Here is a 17,896-nt window from a genome sequence, read left to right as displayed (position 1 = left end):
TCGATGGCACGTAAAGGCATTATTCTGGCCGGCGGCTCGGGTACGCGGTTGTATCCGATCACGCATGTCGTATCGAAGCAGCTGCTGCCGGTGTACGACAAACCGATGATCTACTATCCGCTGTCGACGCTGATGATCGCGGGCATTCGCGACGTGTTGATCATCTCGACGCCGCAGGACACCCCGCGCTTCGAGGCGATGCTCGGTGACGGCAGCCAGTGGGGGATGAACATCCAGTATGCGGTGCAGCCGTCGCCCGATGGGCTCGCACAGGCGTTCATCATCGGCAAGGATTTTGTCGGCAACGATCCGTCCGCGCTGATTCTCGGCGACAACATCTTCTACGGGCACGACCTCGCGAAGCAGCTCGAGCGGGCCAGCGCGAAAGAGGCCGGCGCGACCGTGTTTGCCTATCACGTGCAGGACCCGGAGCGCTACGGCGTCGTCGAATTCGACCGCGAGTTCCGCGCGCTGTCGATCGAGGAGAAGCCGGCGAAGCCGCGTTCGAACTATGCCGTGACGGGGCTCTATTTCTACGACGCGCAGGTGTGCGATATCGCCGCCGACATCAAGCCGTCGGCGCGCGGCGAACTCGAGATCACGGACGTCAATTCACGCTATCTGTCGGCCGGACAACTCGACGTCGAAATCATGGGGCGCGGCTATGCGTGGCTCGATACGGGCACGCACGATTCGCTGATCGAGGCGGCGACCTTCATCGCGACGCTGCAAAAGCGGCAGGGGCTGGTTGTCGCATGCCCGGAGGAAATTGCCTATCGCATGCGCTGGATCGACGCCGAGCAACTGCTGGCGCTCGCACAGCCGCTTGCGAAGAACGCCTACGGAAAATACCTGCAACACATTCTCGACGACCAATTGGCATGGCTATCCAAGTAACCGACACAGCGCTGCCGGAAATCAAGATCATCGAGCCGAAGGTGTTCGGCGACGCGCGCGGGTTCTTTTACGAGAGCTTCAATGAGCGCGAATTTGCCGAACGGGTCGCGCCAGGCGTGACGTTCGTGCAGGACAATCACTCGAGATCGGCCCGCGGCGTGCTGCGCGGGCTGCATTACCAGATCGAGCATGCGCAGGGAAAGCTGGTGCGTGTGGTCGAAGGAGAGGTGTTCGATGTCGCGGTCGACGTGCGGCGCAGCTCGCCGAACTTCGGCAAATGGGTCGGCGTGACGCTGTCCACCGACAATCATCGGCAGCTCTGGGTGCCGCCCGGTTTCGCACACGGCTTCGTCGTGCTGTCAGAGTCGGCGCAGTTCCTCTACAAGACGACCGATTACTGGTTTCCCGAGCATGAGCGCAGCATCGTCTGGAACGATCCGGATATCGGCATCGAATGGCCGTTCGATGGCGAGCCGGTGCTCGCCGCGAAAGATGCGGCGGGCCAGCGGCTCGCCGATGCGGAAGTCTATGTGTGAACCGCGTAGCGCGACGTTGCCGCGGCGAGGGCAGGTTCGCGTGTCGAATGGGGCAGCGCGCATCCGATCGGTCGTCACTCAATTCTGAATGCGATGAATGATTCGTTTCATGTAATGCGGCCGATTCTCGTGACCGGCGCGAATGGGCAGGTCGGCTTCGAGTTGACGCGATCGCTGCAAGGACTGGCGCCGGTGATCGCGCTGGACCGGAGCCGCCTGGATCTTGCCGATCCGGACCAGATTCGCCGCGTCGTGCGCGACATCGGTCCGGCTGTCATCGTCAACGCGGCGGCGTACACCGCGGTCGATCGCGCGGAGAGCGATGAAGCGGCGGCGCGGCAAATCAATGGCGAGGCGCCCGGAATACTGGCCGAGGAGGCCGCGCGAGCCGGTGCGCTGCTCGTCCACTACTCGACGGATTACGTGTTTGACGGACACGGCGATCAGCCGTTTTCCGAGGACGACGCGACCGGTCCGCTGAATGCCTATGGCCGCACGAAGCTCGCCGGCGAGCAGGCGATCGAGGCCGTTGGCGGCGATCACCTGGTATTCCGCACGAGCTGGGTATACGGCGCAACGGGGAAGAATTTTCTCGCGACGATGCTCAGGCTGGGGCGTGAGCGCGACGAGCTGAGCGTGGTCGCGGATCAGATCGGCGCGCCGACGTGGAGCGGCACGATTGCCGCACTGACCAGCCACGTTCTTGCCCGGTATTGTGCCGATCGTGGCGGTAGGCGCGATTGGTGGCGCGAGCACGCCGGTGTCTATCATTTGACGAATAGCGGTCAGGCATCGTGGCATGGCTTTGCCGAGGCCATTTTCGCTCGCGCCGGCCTGGACCGCGTCGTCGTGCATCCGATCACGAGCGATCAATATCCGACGCCGGCGGCGCGTCCCCGCAATTCGCGGTTGTCGAACGACAAGTTGTTCAGGGTATTCGGATTGCGTGCGCCGTCCTGGGAGGATTCGCTTGCGCGATGCCTGCAGGAACCCGTATTCACGTAACCGGTTGCCGCGGGCTGTGGGCCCGGGCGGGCTGCATGCGGGGGCCAAAGCGGGTGTTGCGTCCGGCCGGCGCATTGCCGGTATCGGCCGAAACGGGGAGGCATCGTAAAGATGACACAATATGTACGGCCGCAACAATCTGTAACAGGTCTGCTCATTTATAATGCTGCGCTGGCGAGTTGGGCCCCGGCCTGATTGTCAGGGCAAAAGCAGCATGGCCATTGTTGCGCGCGGGTGCGGACGTGTTTCCCCGGCGAGCGCTTCCGCGAGGGGCTGGCCATTGCGTTCACCCCGGTTGGCGGCGGCGCGGGCAACTTTTACAAATTGATAATATTTCGCGGCCCACCTTCAGTACCATCTCTCACTTGCTGTGACCTGGCGAGGTCTTCCCGAGCGGATTCGCATGACAGGTGGTGGCAGTAAGGTGCAAACAGCGAAACCACACTCTGCTCAATGACTCGAACTTCGTCGCCCAGCTATCTGCTCTCGATTTCCGTTGTCGCTTATCGACCGGATCCGGTGCTGCTTGAGCGTACGCTGTCGACCCTTCTCGAATCGTTGCTGGCGTTGCGCGAAGCCCCGCAACCGGCCGATTGCGAACGGCTGGCAAAGTTCTATCTTGTCGATAACGGCGACAGCGAGGTTCCGCAGGCGTGGCGAGATCGCCTCGAGCAGGCCGGTGTCGAATTCGAAGTGCTGCGCGGTCACGGTAACGTCGGATACGGCCGGGGCCACAATCTCGCCATCGAGCGCAGCGACAGTGTCTTTCATCTCGTCCTGAACCCGGACGTGCTCTGCGAGCGCGATACGCTGACGGCAGCGACCGACCTGATGGCAGCGTACCCGGATGTCGGCCTGGTCGTTCCCGAGGTGCGCGGCGAGGATGGCTCGGTCCAGTACCTGTGTCGCCGTTATCCGAAGGTACTGGATCTGCTTTTGCGCGGCTTTGCGCCGCAATCGGTTCGCCGCCTGTTCAGGGCGCGTCTCGATCGCTACGAAATGCGCCAAGAGTGCGGCACGGCCGAAAACGTCTGGGGGCCCGCTATCGTGAGCGGATGCTTCATGTTCTATCGGAGCAGCGTCCTGCGGAAGCTGGCCGGTTTCGACCCGCGCTATTTTCTTTACTTCGAGGATTACGACCTCAGCCTCCGAACGGCCGAGGTCGCGCGGATCGTCTATTCGCCGAGCATCAGGATCGTCCATTTCGGTGGCGGGGCGGCCAGGAAGGGATGGCTGCACGTCCGGCTCTTCGTCGCGTCGGCGATTCAGTTCTACAACCGTTTTGGCTGGCGGTGGGTCTGATGCGCGTTCTAGTTTCCGGTGCGAACGGGTTTGTCGGGCGCGTGGTGTGTGCCGCGGCGGTGGCGCGCGGTCACGACGTGACGGCGCTGGTTCGTCGCCCGGGCCTCAGCATTCCCGGCGTGCGCGAATGGGTGTCGCCCGAACCGGATTTCGTCTCGGTCGGCGACGCGTGGGCCGCGGGCGAGATCGATGCCGTGGTGCACACGGCGGCGCGCGTGCATCAGTTCGGACGTCACGAGGCGCAGTTGCTTGATGCGTATCGTCGCACCAACGTTGACGGCACGTTGCGGCTGGCCGAGGCCGCCTATCGGCACGGCTGTCACCGGTTCGTGAGCATGAGCAGCGTGAAGGCGCTGGCCGAACGCGATGCCGGCCGGCCTTTGCGCGAGACCGACACGCCTCGACCGCTCGATGCATACGGCATTTCGAAGCGGGAGACCGAGGAGGCGCTGGTGTCGCTCGCCGCCCGGTTCCGGCAACAGGGCATTTCAGTGCGGTGTCCGCTCGTCTACGGTCCCGGTGTCGCCGGCAATTTCGAACGCCTGATGTCGGCTGTCGCACGTCGCACGCCGTTGCCGCTCGGACGGGCATCCGCGCCGCGCAGCCTTGTATTCGTCGGCAACCTCGCCGATGCGTTGCTCGCGCTGGCGGAGCATACGGGCGTGTGCCAATCCGTCTATCACGTCGCGGATCGCGAAACACTGACCGTGCGCGAACTGGTCGAGGCGCTGGGGCGTCATCTCGGGCAGCCAGCACGGCTCATCGATATTCCCGTCGGCCTGCTGCAACTGGCTGCGCGCGTCACCGGGCGGACCGAGACGGTGCGTCGGCTCGTCGATCCGCTTCGGCTGGATACCGGCGCAATCCAGCACGATCTCGGCTGGCAGCCGCCTTTCAGCTGCGAGGAGGGCCTGGCCGAAACCGCACGGGCGCGTCGTGAACATCGCGAGGAGGGGCGCTGAGCATGCGTGATCTTCCTTCAATCGCTGCAGCCGCGGCGCTCGCCGCGGTCGCGTGCGTGGCGGTGCTGGCAGGTCTGCTGAAGACGCGGCTTGCGTGGCGGCTCGCGATCGATACGCCCAACTGGCGGTCACTTCATACGATACCCGTGCCGCGCGTCGGCGGCTGGGGGATCGTGCCCGCGGCCGTGGCGGCATCCCTGGTGGTCGGTGCCGGTTCGCGGATCGGCTATGCGCTGGCCGGCATGGCCGCGCTGGCCGTACTCTCGTTCATCGACGATCGGCGAGGGCTGCCGGCAAGCATCCGGTTTGCCGTCCACTTCGTCGTCGCTGGGGTGTTCGTCTGGTCGCTCAGAACCGGCAATGGCCTGTGGGCGGTCATCATACTGGGCGTCGCGACCGTCTGGATGACCAATCTGTACAACTTCATGGACGGGCTCGACGGTCTTGCCGGCGGCATGGCGCTGTTCGGGTTCGCCGCGTATGCATGGGCGGCCGCTGGCCATGCATCGGAGCTGGCCGTCATTGCGGCGGCGCTTGCCGGCGCCGCGCTGGGTTTCCTCGTGTTCAATTTTCACCCGGCGAAAATCTTTCTCGGCGATGTCGGCTCGATTCCGCTGGGCTTCATGGCCGGTGCGCTCGGACTGTACGGCTGGCGAAACGAGGTCTGGCCGCTCTGGTATCCGGCGATCGTCTTTTCGCCGTTCATTGCGGATGCGTCGCTGACGCTCGCCAAGCGCGCGATCCGGAAAGAGAAGATCTGGGAGGCGCACCGCGAGCATTACTACCAGCGCCTTGTCCGCATGGGCATGGGGCATCGGCCGATTGCCGCGGTCTGGTACGGATTGATGGCGGCCGCGGCGCTGCTGGGCATCGGCATGCTGTCATTGTCAGCGATCGCTCAGTACACGATCCTGGTGTTGTGGTATCTAGGGTTGCTTGTCGCCTGCTTCAGACTGGATGCGGCCTGGGAGCGCTTCGAGCGCCAGGGGTCCACCTGAGGCGCAAGCGGCTGGCTGTCTTGACGAGACTTTGCGTCGAGCGGCCGATGAAGGCGTGCGGTCGCGTCGACGGATTGCGACGCGGATGCGAAGGTAAATTGGAGCTGGACAACTGATACGTATGAGTCAAATCGATTACCGAAGGAACGAGCTGTTCGACACGGTCAAGGCGCCGCAGCTGTGGGGATTGCTCGCGTGGTACGACATCAAGCAGCGCTATCGCCGCTCGGTGCTGGGGCCGTTCTGGATGACGCTGAGCACCGGGATCATGATCGCGACGCTGGGTGTCGTCTGGTCGATGATCTTCAAGATGCAGATTCACGAGTACCTGCCGTTCTACGCGATCGGCCAGGTGGTCTGGTCGTTCTATTCGACGCAGGTCAACGAGTCGTGCACGGCGTTTTCCCAGTTCGAAGGGCTGATGAAGCAGACGCGTCTGCCGCTGCCGTCGTTCGTGCTCCGGCTGGTGGTCCGCAACCTGATCATCTTCGCGCACAACTTCGTGGTGGTCGCGCTGGTCATTACGTTCGTCGGCCCGGGCTGGTCGTGGTACGCGCTGCTTGCCGTGCCGGGGCTGATGCTCGCATCTGTCGCGATTTTCTTCATTTCGCTGTGCGTGGCCATTCCCTGCACCCGTTTTCGTGACTTGCTGCCCGTCGTGCAGAATTTGACGATGATCGGCTTCTACCTGACGCCGATCCTGTGGCAGCCGAAGACGCTCGGCTCGAAGTTCGCGTGGATGGTCGCCCTCAACCCGGCCGCGCATCTGCTGGACGTCGTGCGCAGCCCGCTGCTGGGGCAGATGCCGTCGCTGACATCGTGGGTGTGGGTAATCGGCATCATCGTAGTAACCGGCGGGGTGGCATCGCTGCTGTTGTCGCGGTATCGCCACCGTGTTGCGTATTGGCTTTGATCGAGAGTGGCTGTATGGAATCTGTGCATATTCGTGCTGAACGCATCACCGTCGAGTTTCCGATTTTCAACGCATCGCACCGCTCGTTGAAAAAGGCGGTGCTGCGCGCAACGACGGGCGGGCGTGTCGCGCATGACGCCGGCAAGCATGTCGTCGTGCGCGCGGTGAGCGAGGCGACGTTCGAGTTCAAGCCGGGCGATCGCGTTGCGCTGGTCGGCCATAACGGCGCCGGCAAGACGACGCTCCTGCGCGTGCTGTCGGGCGTGTATGCGCCGGTCTCCGGGCGGCTCGACGTGAAGGGTCGCATCGGTTCGCTGCTGGACATTTCGCTCGGCATGGATCCCGAGGCGACCGGCTATGAAAATATCTTCCTGCGCGGTGTCGTGATGGGCCTGCGGCCGCGCGAGATCGAAGAAAAGATCGACGAGATTGCCGAGTTCAGCGAACTGGGCGACTACCTGAACATGCCGACGCGCACTTATTCGAGCGGGATGGCGCTGCGGCTTGCGTTCGCCGTATCGACGGCCGTCCACCCGGACATCCTTCTGATGGACGAATGGCTGTCCGTCGGCGACGAGTCGTTCAACAAGAAGGCGTCGGACCGGTTGAATTCGCTGGTCGAGCGCTCGTCGATCCTCGTGATGGCATCGCATTCGCCGCAACTCGTGGAGCGCGTCTGCAACCGGAAGATCGTCATCGACAAGGGGACGCTGACCGAGGTGCCGATGGACAGCCCGACGTCGGATCTCGTGGTTAGTGCGTAGTTCATAACATTCGTCAAACGCGCGGCCGGCCCGGGCCGGGGCGCGCAAAAACGGGTGGGATATAATCCGCTACGGCTATACAGGGTATGCCCTGAGCGGGCGGGTGAGTCCAGATACAAGTGGTTCGCATCCGCCGCGGGATCGTGACGTACGACAAGCGCGTCATGTGTCTGCCGTGCAGCGGATGGGTTGGCGTCCTAACGAGAGCAATCTCTGGGGCGGTATGGTCCAGGTTCTTGAAAGACTTCGGTTCGGGAATGTCTGTCAGGCCCGGTCGCGACGACAGCCGTTTGTCGTCGGGTTCTGGCGGGCAGACGGGTATCTTCTCGAAGAAGTCGGATGGAAGGTAACTTTATGCGCATATTGGTCCTCGGCGTTTCCGGCATGCTCGGAAACGCAGTCTTTCGGGTATTTGCGGGCGATTCGGCCTTCGAAGTTTTTGGCGCGGCGCGTAGCGCTTCCGCGTTGCGGCATTTCGACGAGAGCCTCGCGCGCCGCATTATGGTCGGCTTCGACGTGGAAAGCCCCGATGCGTTGATGCGATTGTTCGCAGCGACGAAGCCGGATCTGGTTGTCAACTGTATTGGCCTGGTCAAGCAACTGTCCGCGGCCAACCAGATCCTCGATGCCGTTCCGCTCAACACGATTCTTCCGCACCGGCTCGCCGTGCTCTGCGAAGCGGCGGGTGCGCGCCTGATCCAGGTCAGTACCGATTGCGTCTTCTCCGGCGCCAAGGGCGGTTATCTGGAAAGCGATTTCCCCGATGCGTACGACATTTACGGCCGCTCGAAGCTGCTCGGCGAAGTCGACTACCCGAATGCGATTACGCTTCGCACGTCGATCATCGGCCATGAGCTCGAAGGCGCCCGCAGCCTCGTCGGCTGGTTCCTGGCGCAGCAAGGGGCCGTGAAGGGATTCACCAAGGCCGTTTTCTCGGGCCTGCCGACCGTCGAGCTCGCGACGGTCATGAAAGATTACGTGGTTCCGCGTCCCCAGATGCGCGGCCTTTACCACGTATCCGCCGCCCCGATCGACAAGTACGAACTGTTGCGACTGGTGGCCGATGCCTATGGCAAGGAGATCCGCATTGATCCGTCGGACGAACTTGTCATCGATCGCTCCCTCGATTCGACGCGCTTCCGGGCGGAGACGGGTTACCAGCCGCCCGAGTGGCCGGAACTCGTCCGACGCATGCGCGATTTCAAATGACTGAACGATAAAGGTTACACGTACCGCAATGTTTGCAAATAAAACCCTGATGATTACGGGCGGCACCGGTTCTTTCGGCAACGCCGTTCTCAAGCGCTTCCTCGACACCGATATCTCCGAGATCCGGATCTTCAGCCGCGACGAGAAGAAGCAGGAAGACATGCGGATTGCGTTCAACAATCCGAAGCTGCGTTTCTATATCGGTGACGTGCGCGATTACGACAGCGTGCGGCAGGCGATGCACGGCGTGGACTACGTGTTCCACGCGGCTGCGCTCAAGCAGGTGCCGTCCTGCGAGTTCTACCCGATGGAGGCCGTCCAGACCAACATCGTCGGCGCGGAAAACGTGATGGCGGCAGCGATTCACGAAGGCGTCGAGCGCGTCATCGTGCTGAGCACCGACAAGGCCGTCTACCCGATCAATGCGATGGGGTTGTCGAAGGCGATGATGGAAAAGCTGATGGTGGCCAAGTCGCGGATGCGGCGCGACGGCGAGACGATTCTCTGCGCGACGCGTTACGGCAACGTGATGGCGAGCCGCGGGTCGGTCATTCCGCTGTTCGTTTCGCAGATCCGGGAAGGCAAGCCGCTGACCATCACCGATCCGGAGATGACGCGTTTCCTGATGTCGCTCGACGATTCGGTCGATCTGGTGCTGTACGCGTTCGAGCACGGCAACCAGGGCGACATCTTCGTGCAGAAGGCGCCCGCCTCGACGATCCAGGATCTCGCCGAGGCGCTGAAGGATCTGTTCAAGGCAAGCAACGAAATCAAGGCGATCGGCACCCGGCACGGCGAGAAGCTGTACGAGTCGCTCGTGAGCCGCGAAGAGCTCGCGCGCGCCGAAGATCTCGGCGGCTATTACCGAATCCCGGCGGATGCGCGCGACCTGAACTACGCGAAGTTCTTCGTCGAGGGCGAAGCGAAGATTTCGACCTTCGAGGATTACACGTCCCACAACACCGAGCGCCTCGACCGCGAGGGCGTCAAGTCGCTGCTGATGAAGCTCGATTTCATCCAGGAGCAACTCGATGCTTAAGGTCATGACGATCGTCGGCACGCGTCCCGAACTGATCAAGATGGCCCGGGTGATTGCCGAGTTCGACAAGCACACCAACCATGTGCTGGTTCACACCGGTCAGAACTTCGACTTCGAGCTGAATCAGATCTTTTTCGACGAGCTCGGCATTCGCAAGCCCGATTATTTCCTCGAGGCGGTCGGCGAAAACGCGGCGCAGACGATTGCGCGCGTGATCGAAAAGTCGGACAAGGTGATGGAGCAGGAGAAGCCCGACGCGGTCCTGCTCTACGGCGACACGAATTCGTGCCTCGCCGTCATCTCGGCAAAGCGCCGCAAGATCCCGGTATTTCACATGGAAGCCGGGAACCGCTGTTTCGACCAGCGCGTGCCGGAGGAACTGAACCGGAAGGTGCTCGATCACCTCAGCGACATTAATCTGGTGCTGACCGAACATGCGCGGCGCTACCTGATCGCCGAGGGCATTCCGCAGGACCGGATCATCAAGTCCGGGTCGCACATGGCCGAGGTGCTGGAGCACTTCAAGCATGAAATCGAATCGGCGACGGCGCTGGAAAAGCTCGGGCTTGAAGAGCGGAAGTACTTCGTGGTCAGCGCGCACCGCGAGGAGAACGTCGATTCCGAGGAAAACCTTCGCAGTCTCGTCGCGACGCTCGATGCGTTGGCCGCCAAGTATGGCTTCCCGGTCATCGTGTCGACGCATCCGCGCACCCAGAAGCGCATGGCGGCACTCGACCTGAAGCCGGCCTCGCCGCTGGTCCGGTATCTGAAGCCGTTCGGGTTCTTCGATTACGTCAAGCTTCAGCAGAAGGCGACCTGCGTTCTGTCCGATAGCGGAACGATCACGGAGGAGTCGGCGCTGCTGAACTTCCCGGCGGTCACGATCCGGAATTCGCACGAGCGGCCCGAAGGCATGGACCAGGGAACGCTCGTGATGTGCGGGCTGCAGGCGGATTACGTGCTCGATGCCGTCGGCATCGTGACGGCGCAATGGGCAGAGGCGGGCGATACGTACCGGCCTCCCGCCGATTATGTCGCCGAGAACGTCTCGCAAAAGATTCTCCGCATCGTTTTGAGCTACACGCGATTCGTCAATCAGCGCGTGTGGTTCCAATTCTAGATACATAGGTCGAGAAATGACGCAATTTACACAAGCGCAACTCAAGTCGATTGCCGAATATTCCTGCGAACGCCTGCTTGCTGCTCGGGAAGGCATCGAGCTTTTCGACGAGCCCTTCAAGCACGTCGTCATCGACAATTTTTTCCCTGACGACTTCGCGAAGGCATGCCTCGACGCGTTTCCGGACATCACCGATCCGGTCTGGGAGCATGCGAACGATCCGGATATCGAAGTGAAATACCGGACCGACTGGAAATCGGAATTCGACATTCCGGACGGCATGCTGCCTTCCGTGCGCATTCTGAACAGCGCGCCGTTCCTGCAGGCGATGTCGAAGGTGATGGGCATCCAGAAGATCATTCCGGACCCGTACTTCACGGGTGGCGGCCTGAATGTCACGATGCGCGGCGGGTTGCTCGACGTGCACGTCGACGGCAACTACCACGACGCGACCGGTTTGAACCGGCGCCTGAATGCGCTCGTCTATCTGAATCCGAACTGGGAGGAAGAGTGGGGCGGCGAGTTCGGCGTGTACGACGCGGAAGGCGAAGTGTGCGTGAAGAAGGTCGCGCCGCTTTACAACCGTCTGGTCATTTTCGATTCGCACGACAAGAGCTTCCACGGCTTGCCCGATCCGGTGAACTTCCCGGAGCACGAGCCGCGCCGGTCGATCATTCTTTATTACTACACGATGGAATCCCGTCCTGACGGCCATGTCGTCGTGGACGAGCCGCACAGCGCGCTGTGGAAGAAGCGGAACCTCCTGGACAAGCGCGGTAACAAGACGCGCAATTTCACCTGATCCATGCGCACTGTTCTGAATATTTCCAAACATGACGCTACCGGACGGAGATTCAACAATCTGGATGCCCGTCCGGGCTTTCTCGCGCATGATTGGGATGCGAAGTTCGCCTGCTGGACCCCTCGCACGGAATCGGAAGAATATGTCCAGCAGGCAGGCTCGAGCCTGACCCGCAACATGACGCCGTTGCTGTCGAAGCTGGGGCGCCGGACCGGCAACTTGAACGGCTACTACCGTAATGCATCGGCGATTACGGACCTCGATTTCTATCGAGCGGCCGATTTGCTGCATTTCCATATCGTCCACGAAGAATTTCTGTCCGTGCGCGATTGGGTCGAGATTGCAGCCGACAAGCCGCTGGTCTGGACGTGGCATGACCCGTACATGTTAAGCGGCCACTGTATTTATTCGCTTGATTGCAACGGTTTTGAATCCGGCTGTATCCGGTGCCCGAATCTCAATTATCATTTTCCGATCAAGCGGGATCGTAGCGCGCGAAATCTCGAAGAAAAGCTCGCGGTGGTGAAGAAGCTCGATCCGTTGGTCATTGTGGCTTCCGAGTACATGCGCGAGCTGGTGGCGCGCTCTGTATACGAAAACCAGATCCGGATTCGCGTGGTTCCGTTTGGCGTCGAAATGGGCTCGGGGCTGAGCCAGGCCGACGCAAAGCGGGCGCTGGGCATTCCGGAAGGTAATATCGTGGTCGGCTTCCGGGCCGTGTATTCGGAATACAAGGGGATGTCGCTGATCCTCGCCGCGCTGCGCCGCTTGTCCGCACGCTATCCGGGCCTGCCGCTCACCGTCATCGCTTTCCAGGAGACGGGCTGCTGCCGCGGATTGTCCAGCCGTTATCAGATCATCGACACGGGCTGGATCAAGGATGCGGAAATCGCCAAGTATTACAGCGCGATGGATTACTTCTTCATGCCGTCGAAGGCGGAAGCGTTCGGCCTGATGGCCATCGAGGCGATGGCTGCCGGGGCGACGCCGATCGTGACGGTGGGCACTGCGTTGCCTGCACTGGTCGGTGCGCCGATCTACGGCCTGTGCAGTGAGCATTCGGACGACGCGTATGCGGATGTCGTCGAGACGGCCGTTCTTCGCGCGGAGCGCAATGCCGAAGGGCGTGCGGCCCGCCAGCAGTTTGCGCGGGACCACTACAGCATGGATGTCTTCTGCAAAGAACTCTCCGGAATTTACGATGAAGAAGTTGAGTATTCCCATAGTGTCCGACGTACCACCTGATTCCAGCTATACCGCTGGACAGGTGCTGCACCGGATCATTTCGTCGATACCCGACGCCCGGTTCGAGTTCTTCTGGGTCAATCATTCAGGTCTTCCGGGGCACATCGCCGTTCCGGAGAACTGCATGGTCGCCCGCGTGTTCGGCTTCCAGCTGGGCGGCATCTGGCTGCGAATCGCCCGCCTGACGAAGCGGATCGGCGAGCGTTCGGCGCTGCTGCACCGGTTAGGGCTCGTCGTGCGCATGATGATGTGGATGGCCAAGACGGCGCTGATCGGCGTCCGGCTCGGCCTCAATCTGCGCCATTCACCGTCGCGCGTAGTCTGGTTCGTGGTGCAGGGCGAGAAGACCGTGCTGTGCTACACGGTTGCCGCGTGGGTGTCCGGCAAGAAGTTCATCGTCCACCAGTGGGATCCGCTTGCCTGGTGGATGACGCACCGCGGCCATCCGCGGCAGCTTCACGGCCTGATGCGCAGGCTGCTGGACCGGCTCGAGCGGCGTGCGATCCTGAATCTGGTGCCGAGCGATGCATGGAAAGCACGACTGACGAGCGAGGGCAAGCACAGCATTCGTATCGACAACTTCTTCGACGATCCGGCCGATGACAACCAGGACCTGGTCCTGTTGTCCGACCCGAAGTCCGTACATGCGGTGTTCGTCGGCCAGTTCTACTCGAATGCGGAACTGGATGCATTGCTCAACGTGCTCTCGCGCACGTTGCTCGCGATGGGCAAGTCGCTGGTGCTGCATTATTTCGGTTACGGCAATCCGTCTGCGACGAACCCGGGCTATCAGCTCATCGCACACGGTGCGTTGCCGCGCGACGAGCTCGTCACGCGAATCGCGAAATGGGATCTCGCATTGTTGCCGTATCCGACCGAGGAGCGCTTTATCGAGACTTCCACGCTGTCGTTCCCGTCGAAATCCCGCGTCTACCTCGCGGCCGGTCTGCCGATCATGTCGTGGGCCCGGGAAGGGGCTTCGCCGGACGTGTTCTATCGCCAGCACTACGGGGCGCATTATCACAACGGCTCGATCGCGGAAGGGACCGACGCGTTCATCCGGTCGATCATGGAGGCGACGCCCGCGCACCGGCGGCAACGCCATGAAACGGCGCGGAAAATCCTCAGCGAGCAATTCTCGTATTCATCCGAACTCGTTCCATTTCGTGACTTTCTGGTGCAACACGTATGAGCAACATGACCCTGGAATCCCTGGTTGTCGAAAACAAGATTCTGAAGAATCAGGCCAACCAGCTTCGATACTTCCTCGGTGGTTCGCGTATCGATGTCCGGACGGTGAACGATGTCGAATACGGGCAGACGCTCCATTGCAGTCATGATGCGCTGCATCGCGTGGCGACCAGCCTGCTGAAGCCGGCGGATGTCTGTCTGGACATCGGGCCGGGCGTGCGCCCGCAACGGATGCTCGATTGCTCCGTCCATGTGCTCGTCGAGCCGCATCGTCCGTATGCCGAGAAGCTCGTTGCCAGCTACCCGGACAAGGTCGTGTATTGCGTCGACGGTCTCGAATACTTCAAGGGCGCGCTCGACAAGAGCACCGACACGGTATTCATGCTCGACGTGATCGAGCATCTGGAAAAGGAAGACGGTCAGAAGCTGCTGGATCAGGCGCTGCGGGTCGCACGCAAGCAGGTCGTGATATTCACGCCGTTGGGCTTCATGCCGCAGCACTACACGGAATCCGTGTCGTGGGAAGGTGTTCCCCATTCGGAACTGCAGAATCATCGGTCGGGCTGGGAGCCGCACGAATTCGCCAACGCCATCCACGTGGTTTGCGAGAACTATCACGCGTCGGGTTCGAAGGTGTACGGCGCGTTCTACTCGATCATCGATGCATCGGTCGAGCGGCAACCGCGGCTCGTGCTGATTTCCGATGGCGTGCCGAACGACTTCGAGTTTCAGGATGGCGACGTCATCATCGCGGACGTCATGTTCTCGGAGCTCAGCTGGAAGATCAATTACGTGCCCAAGCGCAACATGATCGTCGTTCCGCTTCAGCTGATCGCCGAAGAAAGCCTGACGCCCCCGGCGATCCTGCGCAACTCGATCATCAACTTCGGTGCGCTCGAAAACTATCTGCGCCGTTTCGACAACGTCGTCGCAGTCGGCGCGTCGGCGGAGGTCGTACTTCAACGGCATCGCAACGGGTGGTCCTGATCCGGATCAACGACCCGCGCCGCGCACCGGATATCGTTTGACGATTCCGACTGCAACGCACGGTGTCGGCGGGCCGATTGCCGTAACGCATCGGTGGGGCATGAATCGGGGCCCGAGGGCAGTGCTTCAGCGTGTTGGCAAGCTGCGACACCGGGCTTCATCAAGCGCCGGTACTCGTTTTAAAATGGGGTCGCATCTATCTCGTACTGCGACGCGCCTCGTGATGTTGCATTTTGTAGCATCCGGGGGTGTCAATGATGAGAGACTTCTGTCTTGCGATTCGTGTCGCAATGCGCGGTCGCGTCGTGGCCGCGCACAATCTTGCCGGCGGCTGCGCCGCCCAGGGCAATCGCGGCCGGTTGATGCCCGATATGCCGATACATCGTGTTCCCGAGCCGTCGTCGCGGCGCATATCACCGGGCCGATGGCCGACGACGCATACGCGCGATCGCGCATCGGACCGGAATGCGCCTGAATTTTCAAGCTTGGAACGCCTTACCAATCGTGACTGACACGCTTTCTACCTCGTCTGTGACCCGCAACGCCGCATCCCAGTCGGCCCCAGTCGTGGTCGTCGTGCCGGTGTATCGGGATTGTGAATTGACGCGAGCATGTCTGGCATCCGCGATGCCGGCCGTGATGCGCCATCCCGATGCACGGCTGGTCGCCATCAACGATGCCTCGCCGGATGCCGGGATGGACGACACGCTGGCAAGCGAGGCACAGCGGTGGGGCGAAAAACTCGTGGTGCTTCGCAATGACGTCAACCTGGGTTTCGTGAAGACCGCCAATCGTGGCATTCGTTACGATGCCGGCGCGGACGTCATCCTGCTGAACAACGATGTCATCCTGCCGGACCAGTGGCTCGAGCGGATCGTTGAGGACGCGGAGATGCTCGCCGACGCGGGAACCGTGACGCCGCTGTCGAACAACACGACGATCTCGTCGTTCCCCAATTTCGTCGCCGAGAATGCCAGCCCACTGCAGCTCGATCTCGAGCAGGTCGACGAAGCGTTCCGGGCCGTGCGTCTGAACCCTGTCGACGCACCGACCGGCATCGGATTCTGCATGTACATCAAGCGCCGGTGCCTGGACGAGGTCGGCGAACTGGACGAGAAGTCGTTTGGTACCGGCTACGGCGAAGAGAATGACTTTTGTCAGCGCGCGCTGCGCAAGGGCTGGAAAAGCTATATTTCGCCCAATCTCTACGTTCATCACCGCGGCGGTGTGAGTTTCGGCGATCAGCGAACGGAGCGTATCCGCCACGCGGATCAGACGCTCGATCGCCGCTATCCGAACTACCACGCCGACGTTCAATCCTACGTTGCGAAGGACGAACTGCGCGGCGCACGGCTGCAACGCTATTTCGACCTGGTGCGCGTCCGGCGGCTCCCGATCGTGCTGCACGTGTCGCATGGATTGGGTGGCGGCGTCGAACAGCATATCAAGGACCTGGCACAGCGCACCGAAGGGCGACTCGTGTCGCTCGTGCTTCGGCCGGAAGATGGCGGGAGACTGGTATCGATCGGCGCGTGGGATGCGGATTCGTCGATGCGGATCTCGGTCGACGCGCAGCAGGGCCTTGCGTTGCTGCTGTCGTTCCTGAAGTCGGTCGGGGTCGATCTGGTCCATTACCATCATGTGCTCGGCCTGCCCACGGATTACCTGACGCTGGGTGCATCGCTGGGCGCCCGTCAGATTTTCACGGTTCATGATTTTTACCTGATCAACGGTAATCCGACGCTGACGGACGAGCGCGGCGTGTTCGATCCCGTTGAGCTGGACAAGGCCCACAACCCGCTGTATCCGTTGCCGAAGGGAACCACCCGCGAGGCCTGGCGCGAGCAGTATCGAGGATTCCTGGCTGCGTGCGAGCGGGTGATTTTTCCGTCGCACTCGACGTTCGAGTTGTTCGGACGCTTCTTCGAGGTCCGCACCCCGCTGCTTGCCTACCATCCCGAGGATATGGCGCAGCACGACCGGCCGCATCGACCCTTCATCCCGAAGACGAAGTACACGATCGGCGTGCTGGGTGCGTTGAGCCGCGAAAAGGGGGCCGATCTGCTCGAGGCCGCGGCAGCACTTGCCGCGTCCCGGCAGTCGAAAGTCGGGTTCACGCTGATCGGATATGCATATCGTCCGCTCCAGGGCGTCAAGACCACCGGGCCGTACGACAGCGAGCGAATCGGCGAGTTGATCGACAGCGAGTCGTGCGACCTGATCGCGTTCCCGGCGCAGTGGCCCGAGACTTACAGCTATACGCTCAGTTCCGCACTGGCAAGCGGGCTGCCGATCGTCGCACCGAGCATCGGCGCGTTTCCGGAGCGCCTCGCAGGGCTGGAGCGGACGGCGCTGTTGCCGCATCCGCCGACGGCCGAGGCGTTGCTGGCGGCCGTCGAGTCGCTGTTGACGACACTCGAGCGCGGCGGGCAATCGCGTGCGCCGGCGTTCGGCGGCGAACTGCCGTGTGCGAACCATTACGAGCAGCAGTACGTGCGCGATGCGGGTACGGCCAGAGGGCCGGTGGATCGCACGGAGATGGTGGCAGCCCTCGATGCGCTGCTGGCCGTGCAGGAAATCGTCGTCCATGGTGTGCGTGAGCGTTTCCTGCGGGTGCTTTGGGGCATTTATACGGATCCGCGTACGCAAGCGATGTCCAGGCTGATTCCGCATCGGATGAAACGTGCAGTCAAGCGCTTGCTGTCGAAGCGACCGTTGCACGAAGTGATTCGAAGCTGACGTGCGGTCGTGATCGGGCCGTGCCTGCATGTGCTTTCCCGTGGGCCGGTGTCGACGAAAGGAAGCTGAACGAACGGGCGCAATATTGCGCTGCGACATCCGTGCTGCGCCGGATGCCGTTGCGGTAACCGGCGGCGGTTTCGCCTGCATCGAGTTTCAGGCGTATCGCCGCGTTTTGCTGCGATGC

General features: G+C 61.9%; 15 protein-coding genes. All 15 read left to right on the top strand.

Going from position 1 to position 17,896, the window contains the following annotated elements; translation table 11 throughout:
• Nucleotides 1-3: 3 nt before the first annotated feature.
• The 15 genes from rfbA to BBJ41_RS07720 all read left to right on the top strand — a co-directional run bounded on the left by rfbA (nucleotide 4) and on the right by BBJ41_RS07720 (nucleotide 17,709).
• The gene (rfbA, locus tag BBJ41_RS07795) at nucleotides 4-897 is read left to right on the top strand and encodes a glucose-1-phosphate thymidylyltransferase RfbA (protein WP_069746027.1); all 894 of its coding nucleotides are present in this window, start codon (nucleotides 4-6) and stop codon (nucleotides 895-897) included.
• Nucleotides 882-1,433, top strand: coding sequence for a dTDP-4-dehydrorhamnose 3,5-epimerase (gene rfbC / locus BBJ41_RS07790; RefSeq protein ID WP_069746026.1), 552 nt, complete (start codon nucleotides 882-884; stop codon nucleotides 1,431-1,433). The genes rfbA and rfbC overlap by 16 nt, the downstream gene beginning before the upstream one ends.
• Before the next feature lie 93 nt (nucleotides 1,434-1,526).
• Nucleotides 1,527-2,438 (top strand): dTDP-4-dehydrorhamnose reductase, encoded by a 912-nt coding sequence (rfbD, locus tag BBJ41_RS07785; protein ID WP_069746025.1) that lies wholly within the window; start codon nucleotides 1,527-1,529, stop codon nucleotides 2,436-2,438.
• Between the two features lie 453 nt (nucleotides 2,439-2,891).
• A complete protein-coding gene (locus BBJ41_RS07780; RefSeq protein WP_069746024.1) occupies nucleotides 2,892-3,740 on the top strand; it encodes a glycosyltransferase in 849 nt (282 codons plus the stop codon).
• Entirely contained in the window at nucleotides 3,737-4,702 is a 966-nt protein-coding gene (locus BBJ41_RS07775) for an NAD-dependent epimerase/dehydratase family protein (RefSeq protein WP_156814808.1), read from the top strand. The genes BBJ41_RS07780 and BBJ41_RS07775 overlap by 4 nt, the downstream gene beginning before the upstream one ends.
• Nucleotides 4,703-4,704: 2 nt before the next feature.
• The gene (locus BBJ41_RS07770) at nucleotides 4,705-5,700 is read left to right on the top strand and encodes an MraY family glycosyltransferase (RefSeq protein WP_122167148.1); all 996 of its coding nucleotides are present in this window, start codon (nucleotides 4,705-4,707) and stop codon (nucleotides 5,698-5,700) included.
• Nucleotides 5,701-5,821: 121 nt separating this feature from the next.
• Nucleotides 5,822-6,613, top strand: coding sequence for an ABC transporter permease (locus BBJ41_RS07765; protein ID WP_069746021.1), 792 nt, complete (start codon nucleotides 5,822-5,824; stop codon nucleotides 6,611-6,613).
• A gap of 14 nt (nucleotides 6,614-6,627) precedes the next feature.
• Complete coding sequence (locus BBJ41_RS07760; RefSeq protein ID WP_069746020.1) at nucleotides 6,628-7,377, top strand: ABC transporter ATP-binding protein; 750 nt, start codon at nucleotides 6,628-6,630, stop codon at nucleotides 7,375-7,377.
• A 339-nt stretch (nucleotides 7,378-7,716) separates the two neighbouring features.
• A complete protein-coding gene (locus BBJ41_RS07755) occupies nucleotides 7,717-8,586 on the top strand; it encodes a dTDP-4-dehydrorhamnose reductase family protein (protein WP_236872055.1) in 870 nt (289 codons plus the stop codon).
• A 28-nt stretch (nucleotides 8,587-8,614) separates the two neighbouring features.
• On the top strand, nucleotides 8,615-9,625 hold the full coding sequence (locus BBJ41_RS07750; protein WP_069746018.1) for a polysaccharide biosynthesis protein: 1,011 nt from the start codon (nucleotides 8,615-8,617) through the stop codon (nucleotides 9,623-9,625).
• Complete coding sequence (wecB, locus tag BBJ41_RS07745; RefSeq protein ID WP_069746017.1) at nucleotides 9,618-10,745, top strand: non-hydrolyzing UDP-N-acetylglucosamine 2-epimerase; 1,128 nt, start codon at nucleotides 9,618-9,620, stop codon at nucleotides 10,743-10,745. The genes BBJ41_RS07750 and wecB overlap by 8 nt, the downstream gene beginning before the upstream one ends.
• 16 nt (nucleotides 10,746-10,761) lie before the next feature.
• Complete coding sequence (locus BBJ41_RS07740) at nucleotides 10,762-11,547, top strand: 2OG-Fe(II) oxygenase (RefSeq protein WP_069746016.1); 786 nt, start codon at nucleotides 10,762-10,764, stop codon at nucleotides 11,545-11,547.
• Between the two features lie 3 nt (nucleotides 11,548-11,550).
• A complete protein-coding gene (locus BBJ41_RS07735; RefSeq protein ID WP_083281824.1) occupies nucleotides 11,551-12,792 on the top strand; it encodes a glycosyltransferase in 1,242 nt (413 codons plus the stop codon).
• Between the two features lie 1,197 nt (nucleotides 12,793-13,989).
• Nucleotides 13,990-14,970, top strand: coding sequence for a hypothetical protein (locus BBJ41_RS07725; RefSeq protein WP_156814751.1), 981 nt, complete (start codon nucleotides 13,990-13,992; stop codon nucleotides 14,968-14,970).
• Between the two features lie 504 nt (nucleotides 14,971-15,474).
• Nucleotides 15,475-17,709 carry a glycosyltransferase gene (locus tag BBJ41_RS07720; RefSeq protein WP_167362194.1) on the top strand — a complete coding sequence of 745 codons (2,235 nt, stop codon included), beginning with the start codon at nucleotides 15,475-15,477 and terminating at the stop codon, nucleotides 17,707-17,709.
• Nucleotides 17,710-17,896 lie beyond the last annotated feature (187 nt).

The organism is Burkholderia stabilis, assembly GCF_001742165.1.
Classification (GTDB): Bacteria; Pseudomonadota; Gammaproteobacteria; order Burkholderiales; family Burkholderiaceae; genus Burkholderia; species Burkholderia stabilis.
Note: the sequence above shows the minus strand (reverse complement) of the source record. Positions and strands in the feature narration are given on the sequence as shown.